The organism is Catellatospora tritici (assembly GCF_019083965.1).
Taxonomy (GTDB): domain Bacteria; phylum Actinomycetota; class Actinomycetes; order Mycobacteriales; family Micromonosporaceae; genus Catellatospora; species Catellatospora tritici.
The window spans coordinates 260,733-281,570 of sequence record NZ_JAHRCY010000004.1 but is presented as its reverse complement, the minus strand read 5'-3'; the positions used below and the strand labels follow the sequence as shown (position 1 = coordinate 281,570).

The window sequence follows — 20,838 nt, the reverse complement described above, 5'->3', positions numbered from 1 at the left end:
AGGGGGTGCGCACATGCTGCCAGAAACATTCACGAACGTGAAGGTCCACGCGTGCCGCCCGGGTAGGGCGGCACGCGTGGTGAACGTCCGATCAGGCCTGGGACGAGTAGCTGCTGAAGAAGCCGGAGTCGATCGGGTTACCGGCGTTGTCGAAGCAGTTGACCAGCACCAGGATGTCGGTTCCCGCGATCGACCAGGGCTTGTGCAAGCCGCAGAACGACGGCGTGGTGCCGTACGCGGTGGCCTGGGAGTTGCCGGGCAGGCTGGCCGCGAGCTGGTAGTACTTGATGGTCCACACCGGCGGGCCCGCGCTCAGGCCATTGCTGCCGAAGATCGAGTTGTAGTTCGTCGACGCCGGGCCTGCGCCGGGCACGTTCCAGATGTAGCCGAAGCGGTTGGGCGGGAAGGCCGGGCCGTACAGCGACCGCTTGAACTGGTACGTCGAGGTGAACGCGTTGTCGGCCAGCGCACCGAGGTGGTTGTAGCACAGGATGCGGAAGAACTGCCCGTTGGGCGAGGACTGGAAGCTGGCGACCTTGCAGCGGGCGGCCGCGGCGGCGTTGACCGCGGTCACCTGGATGCCGCCGTCCTGCGGCCCGGGGGTGCCCAGGCCGGTGAACGCGATCGAGTACTGGCCGATACCGACATGGGTGCAGGTGGTGCCGAAGCCGAGCGTGGTGTAGTTGGTGATGATGCCGCAGGCGGCGTTGTTGTACATGTAGCCGTAGAGGCCGCCGCCGATGCCGCCGGAGCTGCGTGCGAACTGGACCGAGAAGCCCGGGGCGGGGTCGAGCACGCCGGTGGTGCGGTAGCAGGCGACCTTGACGATCTCGTTGGGCGGCAGCGACGTGTCCGGGCCCCAGCTCTCGGCCTGACAGAAGCGGCCGTTGGGGCTGGTGAGCGCGTCGTGCACGGCGGTGACGTGCACGACGCCACCGGCGATGCCCTGGCCGGGGAACTTGACCGTCCACCGGCCGGGCACGCCGGGGGTGACCGACGTGGTCGACGGCACCGCCTGCGAGACGACACCGCCGGACCACAGCGCGAACCCGAACTTGTCAGGCACGGCGGCCTGCGCCGGCGCGCCCGCCACGGTGGCCGCGGCGGCGGCGGTCAGCAGGACCGTCGCGGCTCTGGCCACCCAGGTCTTGACCTTCATGAAGACTCCTACAGTGAGGGACGAGGGCCTTCAGTATCGTCAAAACATTCAGCTTGATGGATGTCAGATCACGGACGCCCCGCCGCCGCCCCGGCCTGGACGGCCAATGCCCGGTCCGCCTCGGCCTGGACCCCGTCGAGGTCGTCGGGGATCTCCGCGCCCGTGGTCGCGTTGGGCAGCGCGTCCTCCATCCTGGCCAGCGGCCGGTAGCGCAGCCCGGCGATGCCGAGCAGCACCAGGGCCACCCCGGCCACGAGCAGCAGCAGACCCATGCCCCGGCCCGGCCCGACGCCGAGTACCGGGCCGAGACTGCCCGCCAGCGCACCGCCGGTGTCCAGCAGCGGCGTGAACACGTGGTCGGCGACCAGCGGCGCGGTCACGAACGCCAGCGGTGTCATGGCCACCGCCAGCATCTGGTTGGTGGCCAGCACCCGGCCCTGCAGTTCCAGCCCCACCTTCAGCTGGATCATCGCCATCCAGTGGGCGTTGAGGATGCTCAGGCTGGCCCACCAGAGCAGGGCACCGGCGCAGATCAGCACCACGGACGGGCGCAGCCCCATCAGCGCGACGCCCAGGCCCACGCCGATGACGAAGCCGACCATTCCGGTGGCCCGTCGCCGGGTGCCGCCCCAGACGAGCATGACGAGGCTGCCCAGGGCCGCCCCGGCGCCGCTGGCCGCGGTCACCAGACCGAGGTCACCGGCGTCGCCGAACGCCAGCACCATCGGGGTGGAGGCCACCAGGGCGACGGTGAACAGGTAGTTCACCAGCATGAAGTACACGATCATGACCATGAGCGGGCGGCGGCGGGTGAGGTACCGCCAGCCGCCGAGCAGCGCCTGCTGCAACGTCTCGTCGCGGCGCCGGAACAGCCGGTCCGGGAACCGCACCGCCAGCAGCGTCAGCAGACCGATCATGAACGAGGCCACGTCCAGCGCGACCACCCACGGCAGGCCGACCGCCACGATCAGGGCGCCGCCCGCCAGCGGCGCGAGCAGCATGCCGATCCCGGTGCCGAGCTGGGCGAGGGCGTTGGCCTGGGTGAGGTACGGCTTGGGCACCAGCTGCGCGACCGCCGCCAGCCAGGCCGGGCGGTGGAACGCCGTGATCGTCGAGCCGAGCCCTGCCGCCAACGCCACCACCGCCAGGCTCAACTGATCGCGCCACAGCAGCAGGGCCAGCACCAGCATGACCAGGGCCGACAGCCCGTCGCAGACGAACATGATGCGACGGCGGTCTAGCCGGTCGGCCAGCGCCCCGCCGACCGGCAGGAACGCGATCGTGGGCAGCATCGCGAGCATGGTGACCAGGGCATAGTCGAAGGTGCGGCCACTGCGCTGGTACGCCCACACGCCGAGCGCGAACGACCCGATCGCCGAGCCGACCAGGGACACGGTCTGACCGAACGCGACGGTGTAGAAGGCGCGCAGGTCGTGGCGCATCCGGGAGCCGTGCACGGCCCCGTCGGCGGTACGCGGCGACGGCAGCCGGCCCGCCCGCCAGGCCGCCACCCGCTCCCCGATGATCGCGGCGAGCTGCCCCGCCTGGTGTTTGACGAAGTAGTGCCCGGCCCGCGGGATGGTCGCCAGCTCCACCCGCGGCGCGAACGCCGCCCATTCCAGGTGGCGCTCCTGGTAGAGCTCGGTGCTGCGGTCGCGTTCGCCGACCACGCACAGCACCGGGGCAGTGAGCGGCTGCGGCTGCGGGCGGGTCAGCTCGGCGGTGAACCAGTCCTCGGACTGGCGCGCGTCGTGGCGCAGGCTGAGCATCATCCGGTCGGTCTCGGCCTCGTCGAGGTCCTCCATGCCCCCGATCAGGCGCAGCCAGTCGCGGTAGGACCGGTCCGACACCATCCGGTCGGTGGGCAGGATGCGGTTGACCAGCGCCGACAGCCGTCCGGGCAGCCGTGCGGCGGGGAACGCGCCGCCGACGACCAGGCCGACCAGCGTGATCCCGCGTGCCTCCAGGCGTCGGGCCAGGGCGGTGGCCACGGCGGTGCCGACGCAGTGGCCGTATACGAGCAACGGGCCGGACACGGTGGCGATCACCTCGTCGGCCAGCCGGTCGACCAGCTCGTCGAGGGCGAGCAGGGGTTCGTCCGGGCGGGCCGGGTCGTGTCCGGGCAGCTCGGCGGCCAGGGTGGCGACCTTCGGGCCGAGCGCCTCGGCCAGCGGCCGGTACGCGGCGGCCGAGCCGCCGCCGTAGGGCACGCACACCACCGTCAGGTCCGCGGCAGTCCCGGCGGGCGGGCCGCCGAGGCGGTGCAGCAGCCCGGCGGCCGTGTCGCCTCCTTCGGCGCGAGACTGCAGCAGCGCGCCGAGGTCGCGGACGGTCGAGGCGGTGAACAGGTCGATGACGCGCAGGCCGGGGTCGATGTCGCGGACGGCCCGGACCGCCTGGAACGAGTCGCCGCCGAGGGCGAAGAAGTCGTCGTCGCGGCCGACGGTGTCGACGCCGAGGATCGCCTGCCACACCTGCGCCACCCGCTGCTCGTACGCGGTCTGCGGCGGGCCGCCGTCACCGGCGCCGCCCCGGCTGTCGGGCACCGGCAGGGCCGCCCGGTCGACCTTGCCGTTTGGGGTCAGCGGCAGCGCGGGCAGCGTGACCAGGGCCGAGGGCAGCATGTACTCCGGCAGCCGGGCCCGTAGCGCCGCCCGGACGGCGGCCGGGTCGGCGGTCTGCGGTGCGATCCAGGCGACCAGGCGACGCTGGTGCGCCTCACCGACGGGCAGCACCGCGGCCTCGGCCACGCCCGGCGCGTCGCGCAGGGCGGCGGCGACCTCACCGAGCTCGATCCGGAACCCGCGTACCTTTACCTGGTCGTCGAGGCGGCCGAGGAACCTGACCTCGCCGTCGGGCATGAGCTGGACCCGGTCGCCGGTGCGGTAGCAGCGTCCGGCGGCGTCCAGCGGGTCGGGCACGAACCGTTCGGCGGTCAGGTCGTCGCGTCCGGCGTAGCCGCGGGCCACGCTCGGGCCGCCGATCCACAGCTCGCCGGGCATCCCGACGGGCACGGGGCGGCCGTCGGGGCCGGTGACGTGGCAGCGCACGCCGGGCAGTGGGCGGCCCAGTGGCACGACGCCGTGGCGGCGCGGCTCAGGCACCTCGTCGACGTCACACATGAACACCGCGACGGTGGTCTCGGTGGGGCCGTACGAGTTCTGTACGGCCAGGTCGGGGCGCAGCGCCCGGATCCGGTGCACCAGCGTCCACGGGCATGGTTCCCCGGCGACCAGCAGCAGCCTGCGCGGCAGCAGCGCGGCCAGGTCGCCGTGCGCGGCCAGCATCTCCAGGTGGCTGGGCACGCACTTGAGCACGTCCACGGGGTGCTCGGCCAGGTAGGCGGCCAGCGCGACCGGGTCGGTGGCGACCTCGCGGTCGACGAGGTGCAGGGTGGCGCCGGTGGCCAGCGCCCCGAACACGTTGGTCAGTCCCAGGTCGGCGGCGATCGTGGAGACCAGGGCGTACGAGCCGAGGTCCGGCCCCATCCGTCCGAGCGCCCCGGCCAGGTAGCGCACGAGCTGCCCGTGTTCGACGGCCACACCCTTGGGCTGGCCCGTCGAGCCGGAGGTGAAGATGACGTACACCAGGTCCCCGGCGCCGACGGTCACCCCGGGCCGATGGTCGGGGGCGTCGGCCGGGGCGTCGACCACGACCGTCGCCACGTCCCCGGTGACCCGTCCGGCGAGGTCGGCGTCGGTGAGCACCACCCGCGCGCCCGCCGCGGCGAGCATCGCGGTGATCCGGTCGGTGGGGTAGGCCGGATCGAGGGGCACGTACGCCGCTCCGGCCTTGAGCACGCCGAGCAGCGCGGCCGCCAGGCCGGTGCCGCGTTCGCACAGCACGCCGACGGTGTCGCCGGGGCCGACCCCGGCGGCCAGCAGCCGGTGGGCCAGCCGGTTGGCGCTACGGTCCAGCTCGGCGTAGGTGCGGGCGCCGTCCGGGCCGACCACGGCCACCGCGTCGGGATCGCGGTCGGCGGCCTGTTCGAACAGCGCGTGCATGGGGCGCGGGTCGGCTGCGGGATCCGGTCCGGCCAGCAGCGGCGCGGTGACCGGGGCCAGCGGCAGCGCCTGCACGGGCGTGTCCGGGTCGGACAGGATGCCGTCCAGCAGCGCGAGGTGCCAGGCGACCAGGCGGGCCGCGGTATCGCCGCCGATCAGGTCGCGGCGGGTGACCAGCAGCCCGTGCATGCCGTCGGGCCCGTGGTCCTCGATGTTCCAGCTCAGGTCGAACTTCGCCGTCGGCGGCAGCGGTTCGGTCACGCGCACCCGCAGGTCGGGGAAGCCCTGCGGCGCCGGGACGGCGTCATAGACGTTGAGCAGCACCTGGAACAGCGGGGTCAGCCCGGGGGTGCGGGGCGCGCCGACGGCGTCGACGACCTGCGCAAACGGGGCCTCGGCATGGGCGTAGGCGGCCAGGGCGGCGTCACGGGCGGCCGCGACGAGCCGGCGCCCGGTGCGGTCGGGCGTGACGTCGCCGCGCACCACCAGGGTGTTGATGAAGGAGCCGAGCACGCGTTCGCTGTCGGCGTGGTGGCGGCCCGCCTCGGGCACGCCGATCGCGATGTCGGTGCTGCCGGACAGCCGGGCCAGCAGCACCTGCAACGAGGCGAGCAGCAGCATGAACGGGGTGCAGCCGTGTTCGCGGGCGTAGGCGCGCATCCGGTCGGCCAGTTCGGCCGGGACGTGTACCGGCACGTGGCAGGCGTCGTGGCGTACGCGGGCGTCGCGGGCGGTGTCGGTCGGCAGGTCCAGTGCCGGGGGCAGGCCGGTCAGCCGGTCACGCCACCAGGCGACGGCGGCGGCTACGCGGTCGGTCGGCGGCGGCGGCAGGTCGGCGTACTGGGGCGCCGGGTCGGTGGGGGTCGGGCCGCCGTGCATGCGGGCGGTGTACGCGGCGGCCAGCTCGTCCAGGAACAGCCGGATCGACCAGGCGTCCATGGCGATGTGGTGGAACGTGAACAGCAGCAGGTGCTCGTCGCCGTCGTCGGCCGACCACAGCGCCACCCGCATCGGCGGTGCCGTGTCCAGGGCGAACGGGGCCCAGTCGCCCTCGGCCGCGAGCCGGTCCAGGTCGGACTCGGGCACGGTCGCGCCGCGCAGCGGGACGGCCTCAGCGGGTCGCAGGGTCACCGCGCCGTCGGCGCCGATGACGGTGCGCAGCACGTCGTGGCGGGCGACGACGTCGGTGATCGCGGCGCGCAGCGCCGGTTCGTCCAGTGGTCCGGACAGCCGCAGCGGCACCGGCACGTGGTAGGCGGGGCTGTCCGGGTCGAGCTGCCACAGCAGCCACATGGCGTGCTGCGCGGCCGACAGCCGGACGGGCGCGGCCGGGTCGCGCTGCTGCGGGACGCGGGCGGCGGCGGTGGCCTGGCGGGCGGCGAGCAGGGCGCGCAGGCGTTCCTCGCGGTCGCTGACGACGTCGGTCATACCGTCTCCTCCATCGACTCCAGGGCGAGGATCTCCAACTGGGCGGCGTACGCCGACAGCACCGGGTGGTCGAACAGCAGCCGCACCGGCACCTCGCAGTCGAGGATGTCGCGGATGCGGCCGGTGACGCGGTTGGCGGCGAACGAGTGCCCGCCGAGGGCGAAGAAGTCGTCCCCGGCGTACACCTCGGCCAGTTGCAGCACCTCGGCCCAGATCCCGGCGGCGAACTCCGCCATCGCCGTGGCCGGGGCCACCCGGGGCCGGTCGCTCTCGGCCGGGTCGGGCAGCGCCCTGCGGTCGATCTTGCCGCTGGCGTTGAGCGGCAGCGCGGACAGCTGCACCCAACGCTGCGGCACCATGTACGACGGCAGCCGCTCCCCCAGCGTCGCCTGCACCGACGCGACGTCGGCGGCCCCGCGCCACACCACGTAGGCGACCAGATTGGTCTCGCCCGCCAGCTGCGCGGTGGCCACGCACGCGTCGGCGACCAGCGGATGCTCGCGCAGCACCCATTCGATCTCGCCGAGTTCGATCCGGTGGCCGCGCACCTTGACCTGGTGGTCGCGGCGTCCGACGAAGTCGATCCGCCCGTCGGGCAGCCACCGCACCAGGTCCCCGGTGCGGTAGCGGAGCTGGTCGGGGCGGAACGGATCGGTGCCGAACGCGGCCCGCGTCTCCTCGGGGCGGTTGCGGTAACGGCGGGACACCGCAGGACCGGCGATCCACAGCTCACCCAGCACCCCGGGCGGGACCGGCCGACCGGCGTGGTCGACGACGTAGACGCGGTATCCGGGCAGCGGCCGCCCGATCGGCACCGACAGGCGCTCGTGCCCGGTCGCCTGGTGCACGGTGGCGGCGATCGCCGCCTCGGTCGGGCCATAGCCGTTCCACAGCTGCCCGACCAGGCCGTACAGTGCCCGCGCCAGCGCCGGGTCGATGGCCTCGCCGATCGACATGGCGCGCAGGTCGGACTTGCCGGTCCAGCCCACGGTGACCAGCAGCCGCAGCCCGCTCGGCGGTACGAAGCAGACGGTGACCCCGGTGTCGTGCAGCCGCCGGGCGAGCAGGTTGCCGTCGGTGGCGGTGGCGTTGTCGACCAGCACGCATCGTCCGCCGGTGGTCAGTGGCAGCCAGATGCCCAGGTGGCCGACGTCGAAGGAGATCGGTGACACCGACAGCACCGTGTCGTCGGCGGTCACGTGCATGACCTGACGCATCGCGGCCAGGTTCACCCCGAGGCTGCGGTGGCTGACCTCCACGCCCTTGGGCCGCCCGGTGGAGCCGGAGGTGTAGAGGACGTAGCAGATGTCGTCGAGGTCGGGGGCGTCGGCGGGCGCGGGACCGCCGGGCAGGGCGGCGGCGTCGATCAGGCGCAATCCGGCGTGGTGCGCGGTCAGCTGCCGCGCCGTGGCCAGTCCGGTCCCGGCGGCGAGCACGAACCGTACGTCGCAGTCGCCGACCTGGTAGGACAGCCGCTCGGTGGGGTGGTCGGGGTCCAGCGGCAGGAACGTGCCGCCCGCGCGTGAGATGCCCAGCAGGAGGGCGGGCACCAGCCGCTGCCGGGGCAGGCATCCGGCGACGATCTCGCCGGGGCGCATCCCGGCGGCCAGCAACGTCCCGGCGACGCGGGCCGATTCGGCGGCCAGCTCGGCGTAGGTGAGGTCACCGTCGACCGCGGTGACCGCGATCCGGTCGGGGGCGCGCCGGGCCTGGTCGAGAACGGCGGCGACGAGGGTCCGCGGCTGCTCGGTGGCCGATGCCTCGCCCCAGGACCGTACCCGGTCGAGTTCCTCGGCGCTGAGCAGCTCGATGCTGCCGACGGGCCGGTGCGGCTCGGCGACGGCGGTCGCCAGCACCCGCAGCAGCCGGTCGGCCAGCGCCGCAGCGTCAGCGGCGCCGAAGCGCCCACGCGGGTACTCCACCGCCAGCCGGGTGCCGCCGATGCTCTCGTTGACGAAGAACGACAGCACGTCGGGGTGGCCGCCGCCGCGCAGCTCGTCGACCAGCTCCACGGTCACCTCGTCCGCGCGGACTCCGACGGCGAGTTCCGGCGGCTGCAGGCTCAGCGCCACCGGCAGCGCGGGCGCGCCCGCCGGACGCGACACCGCGGCGACGATGTCCTCGAACGGCAGGTCGGTGTGGCCGAGTCCGGCCGTGGTCGCGGCCACGGCCTGCGCGGCCAGGGCACTGAACGAACTCTGCGGGGTGACGTCGAGCCGGATCGGCATCATGGCCAGCAGCGGACCGATGACGTCTTCGCGGGCCGGTTCGTCACGGCGGGCGTACGGGCTGCTCAGCAGCGTGTCGGCGCGGCCGGTCAGGCCGTTGACCACCACCGCCAGCGCGGCCAGGTACACGGCGAACGGGGTGACCTGTGCGGTGGCGGCCAGACGGGTGATCCGACGTACCAGGTCGGCGGGGATGGGGACCTGGTGGCGGCCCAGGCCGTCTGCGGCCTCCGCCGTACCCGGTAGGTCGTGCGGTGCGGCGACCCCGGCGAGCACCTCGCGCCAGTACCGACTGTGTTCGTCGTTCGCCGGTGCCCACTGATCGTGCAGGGCGAGGTCGCCGAGCTGCAGTCGGTCTCCGGGGGGCGCGGGCGGCGCACCGCGCCGCTGCGCGGCCAGGTCGGCGGCCAGCTCCCGCATCAGTACGCCGGTGGACCAGCCGTCGAACACGGTGTGGTCGGTCAGGAACACCAGGTCCCAGGCGTCCTCGAGGTCGGCGGGAGCGGCCACGGCGCGGACCAGCGGCACGCCCGCGGCCAGGTCGAACGGCTCGGCCACCGCCTGCCGGGCCGCCTGGGACAACCCGGCGGCCTCGACGATACGCAGCGGCACCGGCGAGGGCGGCAGGACCTCGACCGGGGCGTCGGTCCCGACGAGCCGGGTGCGCAGCGCTTCGTGCCGGGCCACCAGCGCGTCCAGGGCCGCCCGCAGCAGTGCGGCGTCGGAGACACCGTGGCAGCGCAGGTGCTGGCCGATCGTGGTGGCGCCGGGGCCGCCCAGTTCGCGGATCATCATGAATTCGCGCTGGGCGGTGGTGAGCGGGTAGCTGGTGCGTCCGGGATGGCGGGTGGGGGCTGGGCGCGGGGCCGTCGGGACCGCCCCGGCGAGGGCGGCGGCCAGGTCGGCGATGCTCGCGGCCAGCACCTCGGCCGGGCTCGGAGCGCTGCCGAATTCGGCGGCCAGCCGAGCGCTGACGCGGGCCGCGGTCAGTGAGTGCGCGCCGATCCGGGTCAGCGGTTCCAGCACCCCGAACCCGGTGCGCCCGAGCACGGCGGTCGCGATGTCCCAGACGCGCCGTTCGGTGTCGTCGCGCGGTGCCACTACCTCGACCGGCTCGGCCGCCGCCTCCAGCGCGGCGAGGGCCTGGCGGTCGGCTTTGCCGGTGCTGCTGATCGGGATGCGGTCCAGCACCGTGACGCGGTCGGGCACCATGTGGGCGGGCAAGCGTGCACGCAGGTAGGAGGCCAGCTCGGCCGGGGTGACCGACGCCGCGGACTCGGCATACGCGGCCAGGGCGCCGACGCCGGTGCCGTCGGCGACGGGCAGCACCACGGCGTTACGTACCCCCGGATGGGTCAGCAGCGCGGCCTCGACCTCGCCGAGCTCCACCCGGAAGCCGCGCACCTTGACCTGGTCGTCGGTGCGGCCGTGGAACAGCAGCCGCCCGTGCGACACGCTGACCAGGTCGCCGGTGCGGTACATCCGCCCACCGGGCACCTCGCGGAAGGCCGCCTCGGTCAGGTCGGACCGGTGCAGGTAGCCGCGGCCGACCAGGGGTCCGCCGATCCACAGTTCACCCTGCTCGCCGTCGGCCAGCGGGCGGCCCGCCTCGTCGCGCACCGACAGCACGGCTCCGCACACGGGCCCGCCGAGCGGGATCGGCTCGACGGCGTCGTCGCGGTGGACGTCGTAGGCGGTGCTGTAGGTGGTGCACTCGGTCGGCCCGTAGGCGGCGGTCACCCGGGTCACGCCGGGGTTGGCGAGGATCCGGTCGACCAGGGCCCGGGTCACCCGCTCCCCACCGGTGATCACGGTACGCACCGAGGGCGGCAGCGCCGTGTCGAGGACCGCGGTCAGCGCCGACGGAACGCCGGTGGCGAAGCGGATACGGCCGCGGGCCGGGTCGTCGAGCAGGCCGAGGGCGTTCTCCAGCAGGATCACGGTCCCGCCGACGGTCAGTGGCGGAAAGATCTCGGCGACCGAGAAGTCGAAGCAGATCGACGCCCCGGCCATCATCCCGCCGAGTTCGTCGGCGTCGTAGGCTCCGGCGACCCAGCCGATCATGTTCACGGTGTTGCGGTGCTCGATGACCACGCCCTTGGGGCGGCCGGTGGAGCCGGAGGTGTAGATGACGTACGCGGCGTCGTGCGGCTCGTTGACCGGCACGAGCTCGCCGCCGTCCTCGTCGAGGCCGTCCACGCCCGGGGTCACCGTGGTGCCGGTCAGCCACGGCGCGGCCTGGTCCGGGCCGAGCAGCGCCAGGCGTAGGTCCGCGTCGGCGGCGATCAGCGCCAGGCGCTCGTGCGGGTACGCGGGATCGAGCGGGACGTAGGCGGCTCCGGATTTCAGCACCGCCAATAGCGACGGGACCAGCCACTCGTCGCGGGGCAGGCACACCCCGACCAGGGTTTCGCGGCCCGCGCCGTGCCGGCGCAGCACCCGGGCGAGCTGGTTGGCTCGGCGATCGACCTCGGCGTACGTCAGTTCACGGGTGCCCCGGACGACCGCGACCCGATCGGGGGTCCGCCGCGCCTGAGCCTCGAAGGCCCGGTGGATCAGCCCCACCCCGTCCACGACAGCGTTCATCGGTATCCGCCTCCCGCAAGGGACGTGCCCGAGGGGTCTCCTCACCATCGACACATCCAAGTTTTTGGCCGGTACGTTAATACCGTGCGTTCGCAGGCAGCGGAAGGTTTGTAATAACTTCGTTGACAAATTCAGATGTCCGAAAGTCATCACCTCCGTCGAGTGAACGACGCCACGCGCCGTCCACCCCGGCTTGCATAACAATGCCCCACCATGCATATACTTCCTCCGTGTCCAAGGTACTTACCTCCCTTCCTGTCGGCGAACACGTCGGAATCGCCTTCTCCGGCGGCCTCGACACCTCCGTAGCGGTCGCGTGGATGCGCGAGAAGGGAGCGGTGCCCTGCACTTACACCGCAGACATCGGGCAGTACGACGAACCCGACATCGAGTCGGTCCCGGGACGGGCCGCCGCATACGGTGCCGAACTCGCCCGCCTGGTCGACTGCCGCACCGCCCTGGTCGAGGAGGGTCTGGCCGCCCTGGCCTGCGGCGCGTTCCACATCCGCTCCGGCGGCCGCGCCTACTTCAACACCACCCCGCTCGGTCGCGCGGTCACCGGCACGCTGCTGGTGCGCGCCATGCTCGAGGACGGCGTGCAGATCTGGGGCGACGGCTCCACCTTCAAGGGCAACGACATCGAGCGGTTCTACCGCTACGGGCTGCTGGCCAACCCCTCGCTGCGGATCTACAAGCCGTGGCTGGACGCCCAGTTCGTCGCCGAGCTCGGTGGCCGCAAGGAGATGTCGGAGTGGCTGCTCGCCCACGGGCTGCCCTACCGCGACAGCACCGAGAAGGCCTACTCCACCGACGCCAACATCTGGGGCGCCACCCACGAGGCCAAGTCGCTGGAACTGCTCGACACGGGCATCGAGATCGTCGAGCCGATCATGGGTGTACGGCACTGGGACCCGGCCGTGGAGATCCTGCCCGAGGACGTCACCGTCGGCTTCGAACAGGGCCGCCCGGTCACCATCAACGGCAAGGAGTTCGGCACCGCCGTCGAGCTGGTGCTGGAGGCCAACGCCATCGGCGGCCGCCACGGCCTGGGCATGTCCGACCAGATCGAGAACCGGATCATCGAGGCCAAGAGCCGGGGCATCTACGAGGCCCCCGGCATGGCACTGCTGCACGCCGCGTACGAGCGGCTGGTCAACGCGATCCACAACGAGGACACCATCGCCGCGTACCACGCCGAGGGCCGTCGCCTCGGTCGGCTGCTCTACGAGGGCCGCTGGCTCGACCCGCAGGCGCTGATGCTGCGCGAGTCGCTGCAGCGCTGGGTCGGCTCGGCGATCACCGGCGAGGTCACGCTGCGGCTGCGGCGCGGTGAGGACTACTCGATCATCGACACCACCGGCCCGGCGCTGAGCTACCACCCGGACAAGCTGTCCATGGAGCGCACCGAGGACGCCGCGTTCGGCCCGGTCGACCGGATCGGCCAGCTGACCATGCGCAACCTCGACATCGCCGACTCCCGCGCCAAGCTGGAGCAGTACGCCCGGATCGGCATCGTCGGCAGCCGCCAGCACGCGGCCCTGACCGCCGACTCCGCTCAGCAGGCCACCACGATGCTGATCGGGGTCCTGCCCGAGGGCGGTGCCGAGGCGATCGCCGAGCGCGACGAGGCCGCCAGCGACGAGGGCATGCTGAGCGTGTCCGCGATGGAGTCCGGCACCGACTGACCGGTCTGCACGAATGGGCCGCGACCGGCTGGTCGCGGCCCATTCGTCGTCACACCACCGGGTGCCCGTAGCGCTGGGCCAGCCCCGGCAGGTCCGGCTCGCCGAAGCGCGCCACCATCGCCGCGAACCGAACCACCTTGTCCTCGCCGAAGCGCCGGACGTTCTCGGCGTAGGTCGCCGCGGTGACGAACACCGGCGGCATGGTCTTGCTGTGGAACTTGTCGGCGTACATCACGAGCTGCTCCTCGTCCGTCTCGGCCAGGTAGTCGCCGACGGGCAGCGGCAGCGCCTGGCCGCGCACGTCGGCGGCGGTGAGGCCGACGCCGGTGTGGTGGGCGCAGAACCGGGCCAGCACCTCCGGGAACCCCAGGTCGCGCAGCAGATCCCGACCGAGCACGCCGTGGCGGACGTAGTCGCGCTGGTCGAGTCGGCCCGTCTCGTCGTAGAGGCGGTACACGCCGATGTCGTGCAGCAGGCAGCCCGCCCGCACCAGGTCCACGTCCAGCCCCGGGTGCCCGCCGTCGAGCAGCCGCTCCGCCAGCGCGCACACGATCTCGCAGTGGGTGTAGACGAGCTCGAAAGCGGCCGCGCTCGGCGCGTACCGCTCGTGCAGAGCGCGGATCCGGCGGTCGGACGGGATCGTCGTCCTCCGCCCCGGCATGGCTACATCCCAGCCACCCGCCCGTGCGCTGTCAAGGGACCGGGGCCGGTCACGACCTGAGTCGGCGCAGCGTGTGGCCGGTGGCCTGTTTGAACAGGTACTCGGCGCGCTCGTAGGACAGGCGGCCGCGGCCGGTGTGCGGGCACAGGTCGGCCTCGGCCGGGGTGCGCGCGGGTGCCGGGCGGCGGTCGGCGAGGAACACCGGTCCACGGGTACGCCCGGCGAGCAGTTCCGGCAGCAGCCGCGCGGTCTGCGCGCGCCAGCCGATCCATCCCCGCCCCGATCTCGCCCGGCGGTCCGCCAGGTCCAGATCCTCGACGTTGAGCGCCAGGACCGCCGCCGCCCCCGCCGCCGACTCGTGCAGCATCCGCCACAGGGTGTGCTCGCGTATCGGCAGTTCACGCGCCCACAGGGCGTCGACGTCAAGAATCCGGGGTGGCGACGAAGTCTCCACCCGGCGGTCGACCCCGGCCGTCAGCTCGCCGAGGTCGGCCCAGACGCCGAAGGAGCGGACCGCCGCCCGGTGCCGGTTCCAGGTACGGGCCGCGGCGCCGTCCCAGGACATCGTGAACACCGTGGCCACCTGCGACGGTGACAGTGCGGCCAGCGCGAGCCCGTCGCCGAGGGACAGGCACAGGCGCCGCAGGGTCTGGCCATACGACCTGAGCGTCGCGGCGTCCAGGTCGGCCCGTGCCAGGAACTCCCGCGCCCCCTCACCCAGCGTCCGACCCGAGGGTGCGGCGGCGAGCCGAACCGCGCGGCGCAGCAGGAACTCGCGCTCGGCGGCGTTGCCCGTGAGCGCGGCGGCGCGTTCGAACTCCAGTCGGGCCTCGGCCGGCCGGTCGAGCTTGGCCAGCAGATCCGCGCGTACGGCGGGCAACAGGTGGTAGTCCCGCAGCGCCGGATCACCGGTCAGCGAGTCGACCAGGTCCAGTCCCGCCCGCGGCCCCTCGGCCATGCCGACCGCCACGGCCCGGTTGAGCTGCACGACGGGCGTGGGCAGCAGCCGCGCCAGCGACGCGTACAGGGTGGCGATCTGGGCCCAGTCCGTGTCCTGCGCCGTGCGGGCCTGCGCGTGGCAGACCGCGATCGCGGCCTGGAGCACATACGGGCCGGGAGCGCCGCCGAGATCGCGGGCGCGCAGCATCGCGGTGAAGCCGCGCCGGATGAGCAGCTGATCCCAGCGGGCCCGGTTTTGTTCGTGCAGCGGCACGGGTTCGCCGTCGGGGCCGGTCCGCGCGTCGGTGCGGGAGGCCTGGATCTCCATCAGCGCCACGAGTCCGTGCGCCTCCGGCTCGTGCGGGGCCAGTTCGGCCAGCAGTCGACCGAGTCGCAGCGCCTCCAGGCACAGCTCACGCCGGACCAGGTCCTCGCCCGCGCTGGCCGAGTAGCCCTCGTTGAAGATGAGGTAGACGACCTCGAGGACGGAGGCCACCCGGGCCGACAGCTCGGGACCGCTCGGCAGTTCGTAGGGGACCTGCCGGGCCGCGATGGTCTGCTTGGCCTCGGCGATCCGCGCCGTGATCCTCGGCTCGGTGGTCAGGAAGGCCCGCGCGATCTCCGCCGCCGTCAGGCCGCCGATCAACCGCAGGGTGAGCGCCACCCGGGCCGGGGTGGGCAGCACCGGGTGGCAGGAGATGAACATCAGCCGCAGCACGTCGTCGGGTTCACGTTCGGGCTGCTGCTCCAGGTCCCGGGCCAGCTGTTCCTGCTTGCGTTCGAGCAGCTGGGAGCGTCTGATCTGGTCGACCGCGCGGCGTTTGGCGACCGCCATCAGCCAGGCGCCGGGGTTGTCGGGCACCCCCGTCTCCGGCCACTGTTCGAGGGCGGCGACGAAGGCGTCCTGAGCGAGTTCCTCGGCGAGGCCGACGTCGCGTACGAGGCGAGTCAGCCCGGCGATGATCCGGGCTGACTCGAGTTTCCAGACCGCGTCGACGGTGCCGGAGGCGACGGTCACGAGTTCCTACGCCCCGTAGACCTGCTGGATCACGCTCACGCCGTCCCCGACGATCTTGCGGAAGCGGCGGCCCAGCTCGATCGCCTCCTCGCGGGACCGGACCTCGACCAGCGCGAAACCGGCCACGGCCTCCTTCGCCTCCGCGAACGGACCGTCGGTCACGGTGATCTCGTCGCCGACCGAGGTCAGCCGCACGCCGCCGCGTTCCAGCCCGCCCGTGGCGAGCAGGATTCCGGCCGCGCTCATCTCCTCGATGAACTTCGCCATCTCGGCGAACAGCTTCTCGTCGGGGGCCGAGTCGTTGGCCAGGGACGTCATCAGGTAGCGCATGTTGCTCCTTCGGTTTCGCAGGTGCTTGACGCCCATACGTCGATCCGGCGATGTGACAGGGAACGAGTCTATTCCCTGTCACATCGCCTCGCTCGACGTGTCCGCGAGAGCAAGCCTTCGAGATTCGAGGAGTCCCGGCATGACCGCCGTCGCCGCCACGTCCGTCACCACTTCCTCCGCCAGCACCCGCGTCCTGCTGGGCTGCGCGGCCGTCGCCGCGCCGCTGTGGGCGACGGTCAGCCTGGCGCAGGCCGCCACCCGGGCGGGCTTCGACCTGACCCGGCACCCGCTGAGCATGCTGAGCACCGGCTCGCTGGGCTGGCTGCAGATCAGCAACTTCCTTGTTTGCGGACTGCTCACCGTCCTCGGCGCGGCGGGTCTGCGCCGGGTCTTGACCAGCACCTGGGTGCCGCGCCTGGTCGCCGTCAACGGCATCGGCATGATCGCCGCGGGCGTGTTCGTCATGGACCCCGCCGACGGGTTCCCCGTGGGCACCTCGGCCGGGATGCCCACGGCACTCAGCTGGCACAGCTACGCCCACTTCGCGTCCGGGACGATCGCCTTCGCCGCCCTGATCGCCGCCTGCCACGTCCTCGGACGTGGCTACGGTCGCACCGGTGACCGCACCGACGCTGTCGTTTCGCGCATCGCGGGCACCGCCGCGCTGCTCGGCAACCTGTGGGCGATGAGCGGCGGCAAAGCCGGATCGCTCACCCTCGCGGTCGGAGTCATCGCCGCGATGCTCTGGATCTCGACCCTCGCCGCTCGGCTACTGCGCCCCCGGAACCCTGCGCGACCGCCCGCCCCCCGCCTGCGCCCCTGGGCGCAGCCGGGCGCCGCTGTCGAGGCCGATCGCTCATCGTGACCCGCGTCACGTCCGTAACGCTGAGGCGGCTCGTGGACAGGTGTGTGGTGAAACGACGACCGGTCCGGCCCGAGAGGACGCGATGAACGACCCGAACGCCGACGAGCAGCTGGACACGCTGCTGCGTTCGGCAGATCCACTGAGCGGTGCGGACCTGGCCGCACCCTCGGTCACCCGCGCCTTGGACGACCTGGGCGCGGTGATCAGCGGAGCGGCACGCCGGGCACGGATCAGGCGTCGCCGGACGCTGATCGGCGCCGCGCTCGCGGCCCTGCTGGCAATCGGGGTGGCCGCACCGGCCACCGCCGACTGGTTCGGCCTGCACACCGACCTGTTCGGCGAGGAGGACGCCACGGAGGTCGACACAAGCGAGTTCCTGAACGCCGCCTCCCCTGAGCTGGGACCGTACCTGGACGGGCTGCAGCGGGAGTATCCGCTGCCGCCCGGTGTCACGTTCGAACGGATCCGGCAGCGGATCGTCGAGACCGGCGGGCTCTGGCAGCGCGACGGCCTGCGCTCCAGCCTGGCGGGCACCGCGCAATGCGCCTGGCTGGACAGGTGGCTGCGTGCAGGGCCGATGGTGACGCCACCGCGCTCGCCGAGGCGACGACGATGGTGCGAGCGTCGACCGCCTGGGACATCTGGCCTGCCGTTGCCGGCGGCGGGTTCATGGAGAAACAGCACCAGCTCGCTGATGCCGTCGCGAGCGGGGATCCGGCGCCCATCGAGCGGCAATTCGACCTCAATTGCGACCCGTTGCTCAACACCCGGATCGGCGGTGGCCGATGAGCGCCATCCGACAGGACCGGTTCGAGGCGATCTACCAGGAGAACCGCCAGGACGTGCTGGCGTTCCTGGCCCGCCGGTGCGAGCAGCCCGCCGACGCCGCCGACCTGCTGCACGAGGTGTTCGTCGTGGCCTGGCGGCGTATCAAGCAGGTGCCCGAGGGGCAAGCCGCCCGGATGTGGCTGTTCGGGGTGGCGCACCGGACGCTGGCCAACCACCGGCGCGGAACGCGCCGTCGGGACCGGCTGGTGCGCCTGCTGGGCGAGGTGGTCTCGGCGGCCGCTCCGCCGCCCAGCTACCCGCACGTGCACGACGCGCTGGCAGAACTGTCCGCGCAGGACCGGGCGATCGTCACCATGTCGGCCTGGGAACAGCTCACGCCGTCCGAGATCGCCACGGTGCTCGGCATGGCGCCCGGTGCGGTGCGGGTGCGGCTGCACCGGGCCCGCGAGCGGCTGCGGCAGCAGCTCGCCACATCGGCCGACCTGGCCGGCTGACACCACCCGGATGATCCGTAATCGTGGACGCTCAATGCTGCTATCGCGACACCCAGCGTCCACGATTACGGATCACGGTGACAAATACCGTATCTACCGGACACTCTGCACCCGAACGGTTACCGTACGTACAGAATGTCCATTTTGTGGTTGCTCAACCTGTGAGGCGCACATGCTCCTGTCTCGGCTCAGTCCGGTGCTGCTCGCCTGCGTGCTGCTGACCAACGGCTGCACCGCGCTGGCCCTCGACTCCAGCACCCGACCCGATGCCCGCACGATCATGCCCGGCGAGCCGACCACCGTCGTGGCCGCCGCAGTAGGCGCCGAACTGGCCCTGCAGACCAGCCGATCGCTGTTCCGCTCCGCTCCCGCCGTCGTCCTGGTGGGAGAACAGGACGTCGCGAGCATGGCCGAGGCGAGCTCCGCCGCGGTCAAACTCGGCGTGCCCGTGCTACTCACCGCTGCCGGAGACGGCGCGTCGGCCGCGCTGCGCACCGAACTCGACCGGCTCGCGCCGCAGACCCTGGTCCCCGTCGGCGAAGCGGCGAACAGCTGGGCTCGCGAACACGCGGGCAAGGGCGAGGCGGTGCAACCGCTGAACAACGCGAAGCTCCCGAAGGTTCCCGGTGCGGCCAAGCTCGACCAGCTGGTCGTGCTGACGCTGAACCAGGCCGACGCCGCGGCGGCGACCGCCACCGCGAAGGCGAGCGGTGCCCGCGTCCTCGAACTGAAGGAAGCCGACCCGCGCGCCGACGATGACGCGATCAAGGCGCTGTCGGGCCAGGTCCCGACGCATGTGCTCGCCCTGGGCAGCGCCTTCGGCTCGGCCGAGCGGGTGCGTTACCAGATCGAGACGGCCGCCACGGGAACCCTGCTGCCAGGTGGACGTCAGGTGCTGTTCCCCCACCGCCGCCTGGTCGCCCTGTACGGCCACCCGGGCGACGCGGGCCTCGGCTCGCTCGGCGAGCAGGGCGTCGACAAGGCGGTCGAGCGCGCCAAGAAGGTCGCCGCGAGTTACCGCGCCGTGGACAGCGACGACGTGGTCGTGCCCGCCTTCGAGATCATCGCCACGGTGGCCTCGGCCGATCCCGGGCCCGACGGCGACTACTCCAACGAGTCCACGGTCGACCAGCTGCGTCCCTGGGTCGACGCCGCCCGGACCGCGGGCATCTACGTGGTGCTCGACCTGCAGCCCGGCCGCACCGACTTCCTCACCCAGGCCAAGCGGTACGAGGAACTCCTGGTGCAGCCGCACGTGGGACTCGCGCTCGACCCGGAGTGGCGCCTGTCTCCGCATCAGATCCACATGGTGCAGATCGGCTCGGTCGCCGCGAACGAGATCAACGAGACGGCCGCGTGGCTCGCCGACCTGACCCGGGCGCACCATCTGCCGCAGAAGGTCCTGATGCTGCACCAGTTCCTGACCGAGATGATCAGCAGCCGCGCGAACCTCGACACCAGCCGCGACGAACTGAGCTTCGTGATCCACGCCGACGGCTTCGGCACGGCGGGCGAGAAGATGGCAACCTGGCAGCGGGTGCGCGACGAGGCACCGTCCCGCGTCTGGTGGGGCTGGAAGAACTTCTACGACGAGGACAAGCCGACGTTCTCGCCCCGACAGACCGTCGCGGTCGACCCGTCCCCGGTCTTCGTCTCGTACCAGTAGGCACACCGAAACCTCGCCGCCGTGGGCATCGCCCGCGGCGGCGCTTTCGTCGGTCCGGTCGCGCGGGCGGCCCGATCAGCGGCGACGTGATGCCGGTGCGGACGGTGGTGGCACGACCGGCCCGATGTCACCGTCGGGCGCCTCATCGAGGTCCACGATCACCGGGGCATGGTCGCTGGGGCCGGTGCCCTTGCGCGCCTGCCGATCCACCCAGGCCGCCCGCACCCGGGCGGCCACCGGCGTCGAGGCCAACATCAGGTCGATGCGCATGCCGAGATCCTGGTGGAACATCCCGGCCCGGTAGTCCCAGTAGGTGAAGACCCGCTGGTCCGGCCAGCGGTCGCGGACCACGTCATGCAGCCCGACCGCCTGCAACTCGGCCAGGGCCGCGCGTTCCGGGGCGGTGACATGGGTGCTGCCGACGAACGCGGCCGGATCGAACACGTCGGCGTCGGCCGGGGCGATGTTCACGTCCCCGCACACCATCACCGCCTCCGGTCCCGCGGCGACCGTCGCGCGCAGCGTCTCCAGCCAGGCCAGCTTGTACCGGTAATGGTCGGAGTCGGGCTCGCGCCCGTTCGGTACGTACACCGAGTGCACCCGCACTCCCCCGCAGGTCGCCGCCAGGGCCCTGGCTTCCGGGTGCGGAAAGCCCGGCCCGCCGGGCAGCCCGGCCACGACGTCGTCCAGGCCGATCCGGGACAGGATCGCCACGCCGTTCCACCTGCTCTCGCCGTGCGCGGCGAACTCGTAGCCGCGGGCGGCGAGTTCCTCGCGAAGCAGGTCGGCGAAGGCGCCGTCGGCCAGCTTGGTCTCCTGCAGGCACACCACGTCGGGTCGACGCTGGTCGAGCCACGGCAGGAGCCGGGGCAGGCGCTGCTTGACCGAGTTCACGTTCCATGTCGTCACCCGCACGGTTGCCACCGTATCCCGGCACACCGGCGGCGGCCTGTTTCGCGCGCGGGCGCCGACCCGTGGACGGAGGC

12 protein-coding genes are annotated in these 20,838 nt (G+C 72.7%); 5 read left to right on the top strand and 7 right to left on the bottom strand.

The features are described from left to right. Nucleotides 1-91: 91 nt before the first annotated feature. The 3 genes from KUA19_RS11005 to KUA19_RS10995 form a co-directional block, all read right to left on the bottom strand. Nucleotides 92-1,159: a hypothetical protein gene (locus KUA19_RS11005; protein ID WP_217396088.1), complete on the bottom strand. Its 1,068-nt coding sequence runs from the start codon at nt 1,157-1,159 to the stop codon at nt 92-94. Nucleotides 1,160-1,227: 68 nt separating this feature from the next. Beyond that, nucleotides 1,228-6,591, bottom strand: coding sequence for a non-ribosomal peptide synthetase/MFS transporter (locus KUA19_RS11000; protein WP_217396087.1), 5,364 nt, complete (start codon nt 6,589-6,591; stop codon nt 1,228-1,230). Then, nucleotides 6,588-11,405 (bottom strand): non-ribosomal peptide synthetase, encoded by a 4,818-nt coding sequence (locus KUA19_RS10995; protein WP_217396086.1) that lies wholly within the window; start codon nt 11,403-11,405, stop codon nt 6,588-6,590. Before KUA19_RS10995 ends, KUA19_RS11000 begins: the two co-directional genes overlap by 4 nt. 230 nt (nt 11,406-11,635) lie before the next feature. Between KUA19_RS10995 and argG the strand changes: the two genes are divergently transcribed. Beyond that, on the top strand, nt 11,636-13,090 hold the full coding sequence (gene argG, locus KUA19_RS10990; RefSeq protein ID WP_217396085.1) for an argininosuccinate synthase: 1,455 nt from the start codon (nt 11,636-11,638) through the stop codon (nt 13,088-13,090). 49 nt (nt 13,091-13,139) lie between these two features. Here argG and KUA19_RS10985 read toward each other — a convergent pair whose 3' ends face one another. Genes KUA19_RS10985 through KUA19_RS10975 form a run of 3 tightly spaced genes read right to left on the bottom strand, consistent with a single transcriptional unit; the run spans nt 13,140 to nt 16,038 of the window. Continuing rightward, a complete protein-coding gene (locus KUA19_RS10985) occupies nt 13,140-13,751 on the bottom strand; it encodes an HD domain-containing protein (protein WP_217396084.1) in 612 nt (203 codons plus the stop codon). A 49-nt stretch (nt 13,752-13,800) separates the two neighbouring features. After that, nucleotides 13,801-15,708 (bottom strand): RNA polymerase sigma factor, encoded by a 1,908-nt coding sequence (locus tag KUA19_RS44490; protein ID WP_217396083.1) that lies wholly within the window; start codon nt 15,706-15,708, stop codon nt 13,801-13,803. A 6-nt stretch (nt 15,709-15,714) separates the two neighbouring features. Next, nucleotides 15,715-16,038, bottom strand: coding sequence for a YciI family protein (locus KUA19_RS10975; protein WP_217396082.1), 324 nt, complete (start codon nt 16,036-16,038; stop codon nt 15,715-15,717). A gap of 139 nt (nt 16,039-16,177) precedes the next feature. Between KUA19_RS10975 and KUA19_RS10970 the strand changes: the two genes are divergently transcribed. The 4 genes from KUA19_RS10970 to KUA19_RS10955 all read left to right on the top strand — a co-directional run bounded on the left by KUA19_RS10970 (nt 16,178) and on the right by KUA19_RS10955 (nt 19,852). After that, nucleotides 16,178-16,903: a DUF998 domain-containing protein gene (locus KUA19_RS10970; protein WP_217396081.1), complete on the top strand. Its 726-nt coding sequence runs from the start codon at nt 16,178-16,180 to the stop codon at nt 16,901-16,903. A gap of 540 nt (nt 16,904-17,443) precedes the next feature. Then, nucleotides 17,444-17,692, top strand: a complete 249-nt coding sequence (locus tag KUA19_RS10965) for a hypothetical protein (RefSeq protein ID WP_217396080.1) — start codon at nt 17,444-17,446, stop codon at nt 17,690-17,692. Further along, entirely contained in the window at nt 17,689-18,186 is a 498-nt protein-coding gene (locus KUA19_RS10960; protein WP_217396079.1) for an RNA polymerase sigma factor, read from the top strand. The genes KUA19_RS10965 and KUA19_RS10960 overlap by 4 nt, the downstream gene beginning before the upstream one ends. A 172-nt stretch (nt 18,187-18,358) precedes the next feature. Then, the gene (locus tag KUA19_RS10955) at nt 18,359-19,852 is read left to right on the top strand and encodes a hypothetical protein (protein ID WP_217396078.1); all 1,494 of its coding nucleotides are present in this window, start codon (nt 18,359-18,361) and stop codon (nt 19,850-19,852) included. 75 nt (nt 19,853-19,927) lie between these two features. Here KUA19_RS10955 and KUA19_RS10950 read toward each other — a convergent pair whose 3' ends face one another. Then, entirely contained in the window at nt 19,928-20,767 is an 840-nt protein-coding gene (locus tag KUA19_RS10950; RefSeq protein WP_217396077.1) for an exodeoxyribonuclease III, read from the bottom strand. Nucleotides 20,768-20,838 lie beyond the last annotated feature (71 nt).

Bases quoted from the DNA above. Each gene is read 5' to 3' on its own strand.
- KUA19_RS11000 (WP_217396087.1), bottom strand. From the start codon at position 6,591: ATGACCGACGTCGTCAGCGACCGCGAGGAACGCCTGCGCGCCCTGCTC.
- KUA19_RS10965 (WP_217396080.1), top strand. From the start codon at position 17,444: ATGCGCCTGGCTGGACAGGTGGCTGCGTGCAGGGCCGATGGTGACGCC.
- KUA19_RS10995 (WP_217396086.1), bottom strand. From the start codon at position 11,405: ATGAACGCTGTCGTGGACGGGGTGGGGCTGATCCACCGGGCCTTCGAG.
- KUA19_RS10975 (WP_217396082.1), bottom strand. From the start codon at position 16,038: ATGCGCTACCTGATGACGTCCCTGGCCAACGACTCGGCCCCCGACGAG.
- KUA19_RS10985 (WP_217396084.1), bottom strand. From the start codon at position 13,751: ATGCCGGGGCGGAGGACGACGATCCCGTCCGACCGCCGGATCCGCGCT.
- KUA19_RS10970 (WP_217396081.1), top strand. From the start codon at position 16,178: ATGACCGCCGTCGCCGCCACGTCCGTCACCACTTCCTCCGCCAGCACC.
- KUA19_RS10960 (WP_217396079.1), top strand. From the start codon at position 17,689: ATGAGCGCCATCCGACAGGACCGGTTCGAGGCGATCTACCAGGAGAAC.
- KUA19_RS10955 (WP_217396078.1), top strand. From the start codon at position 18,359: ATGCTCCTGTCTCGGCTCAGTCCGGTGCTGCTCGCCTGCGTGCTGCTG.
- KUA19_RS11005 (WP_217396088.1), bottom strand. From the start codon at position 1,159: ATGAAGGTCAAGACCTGGGTGGCCAGAGCCGCGACGGTCCTGCTGACC.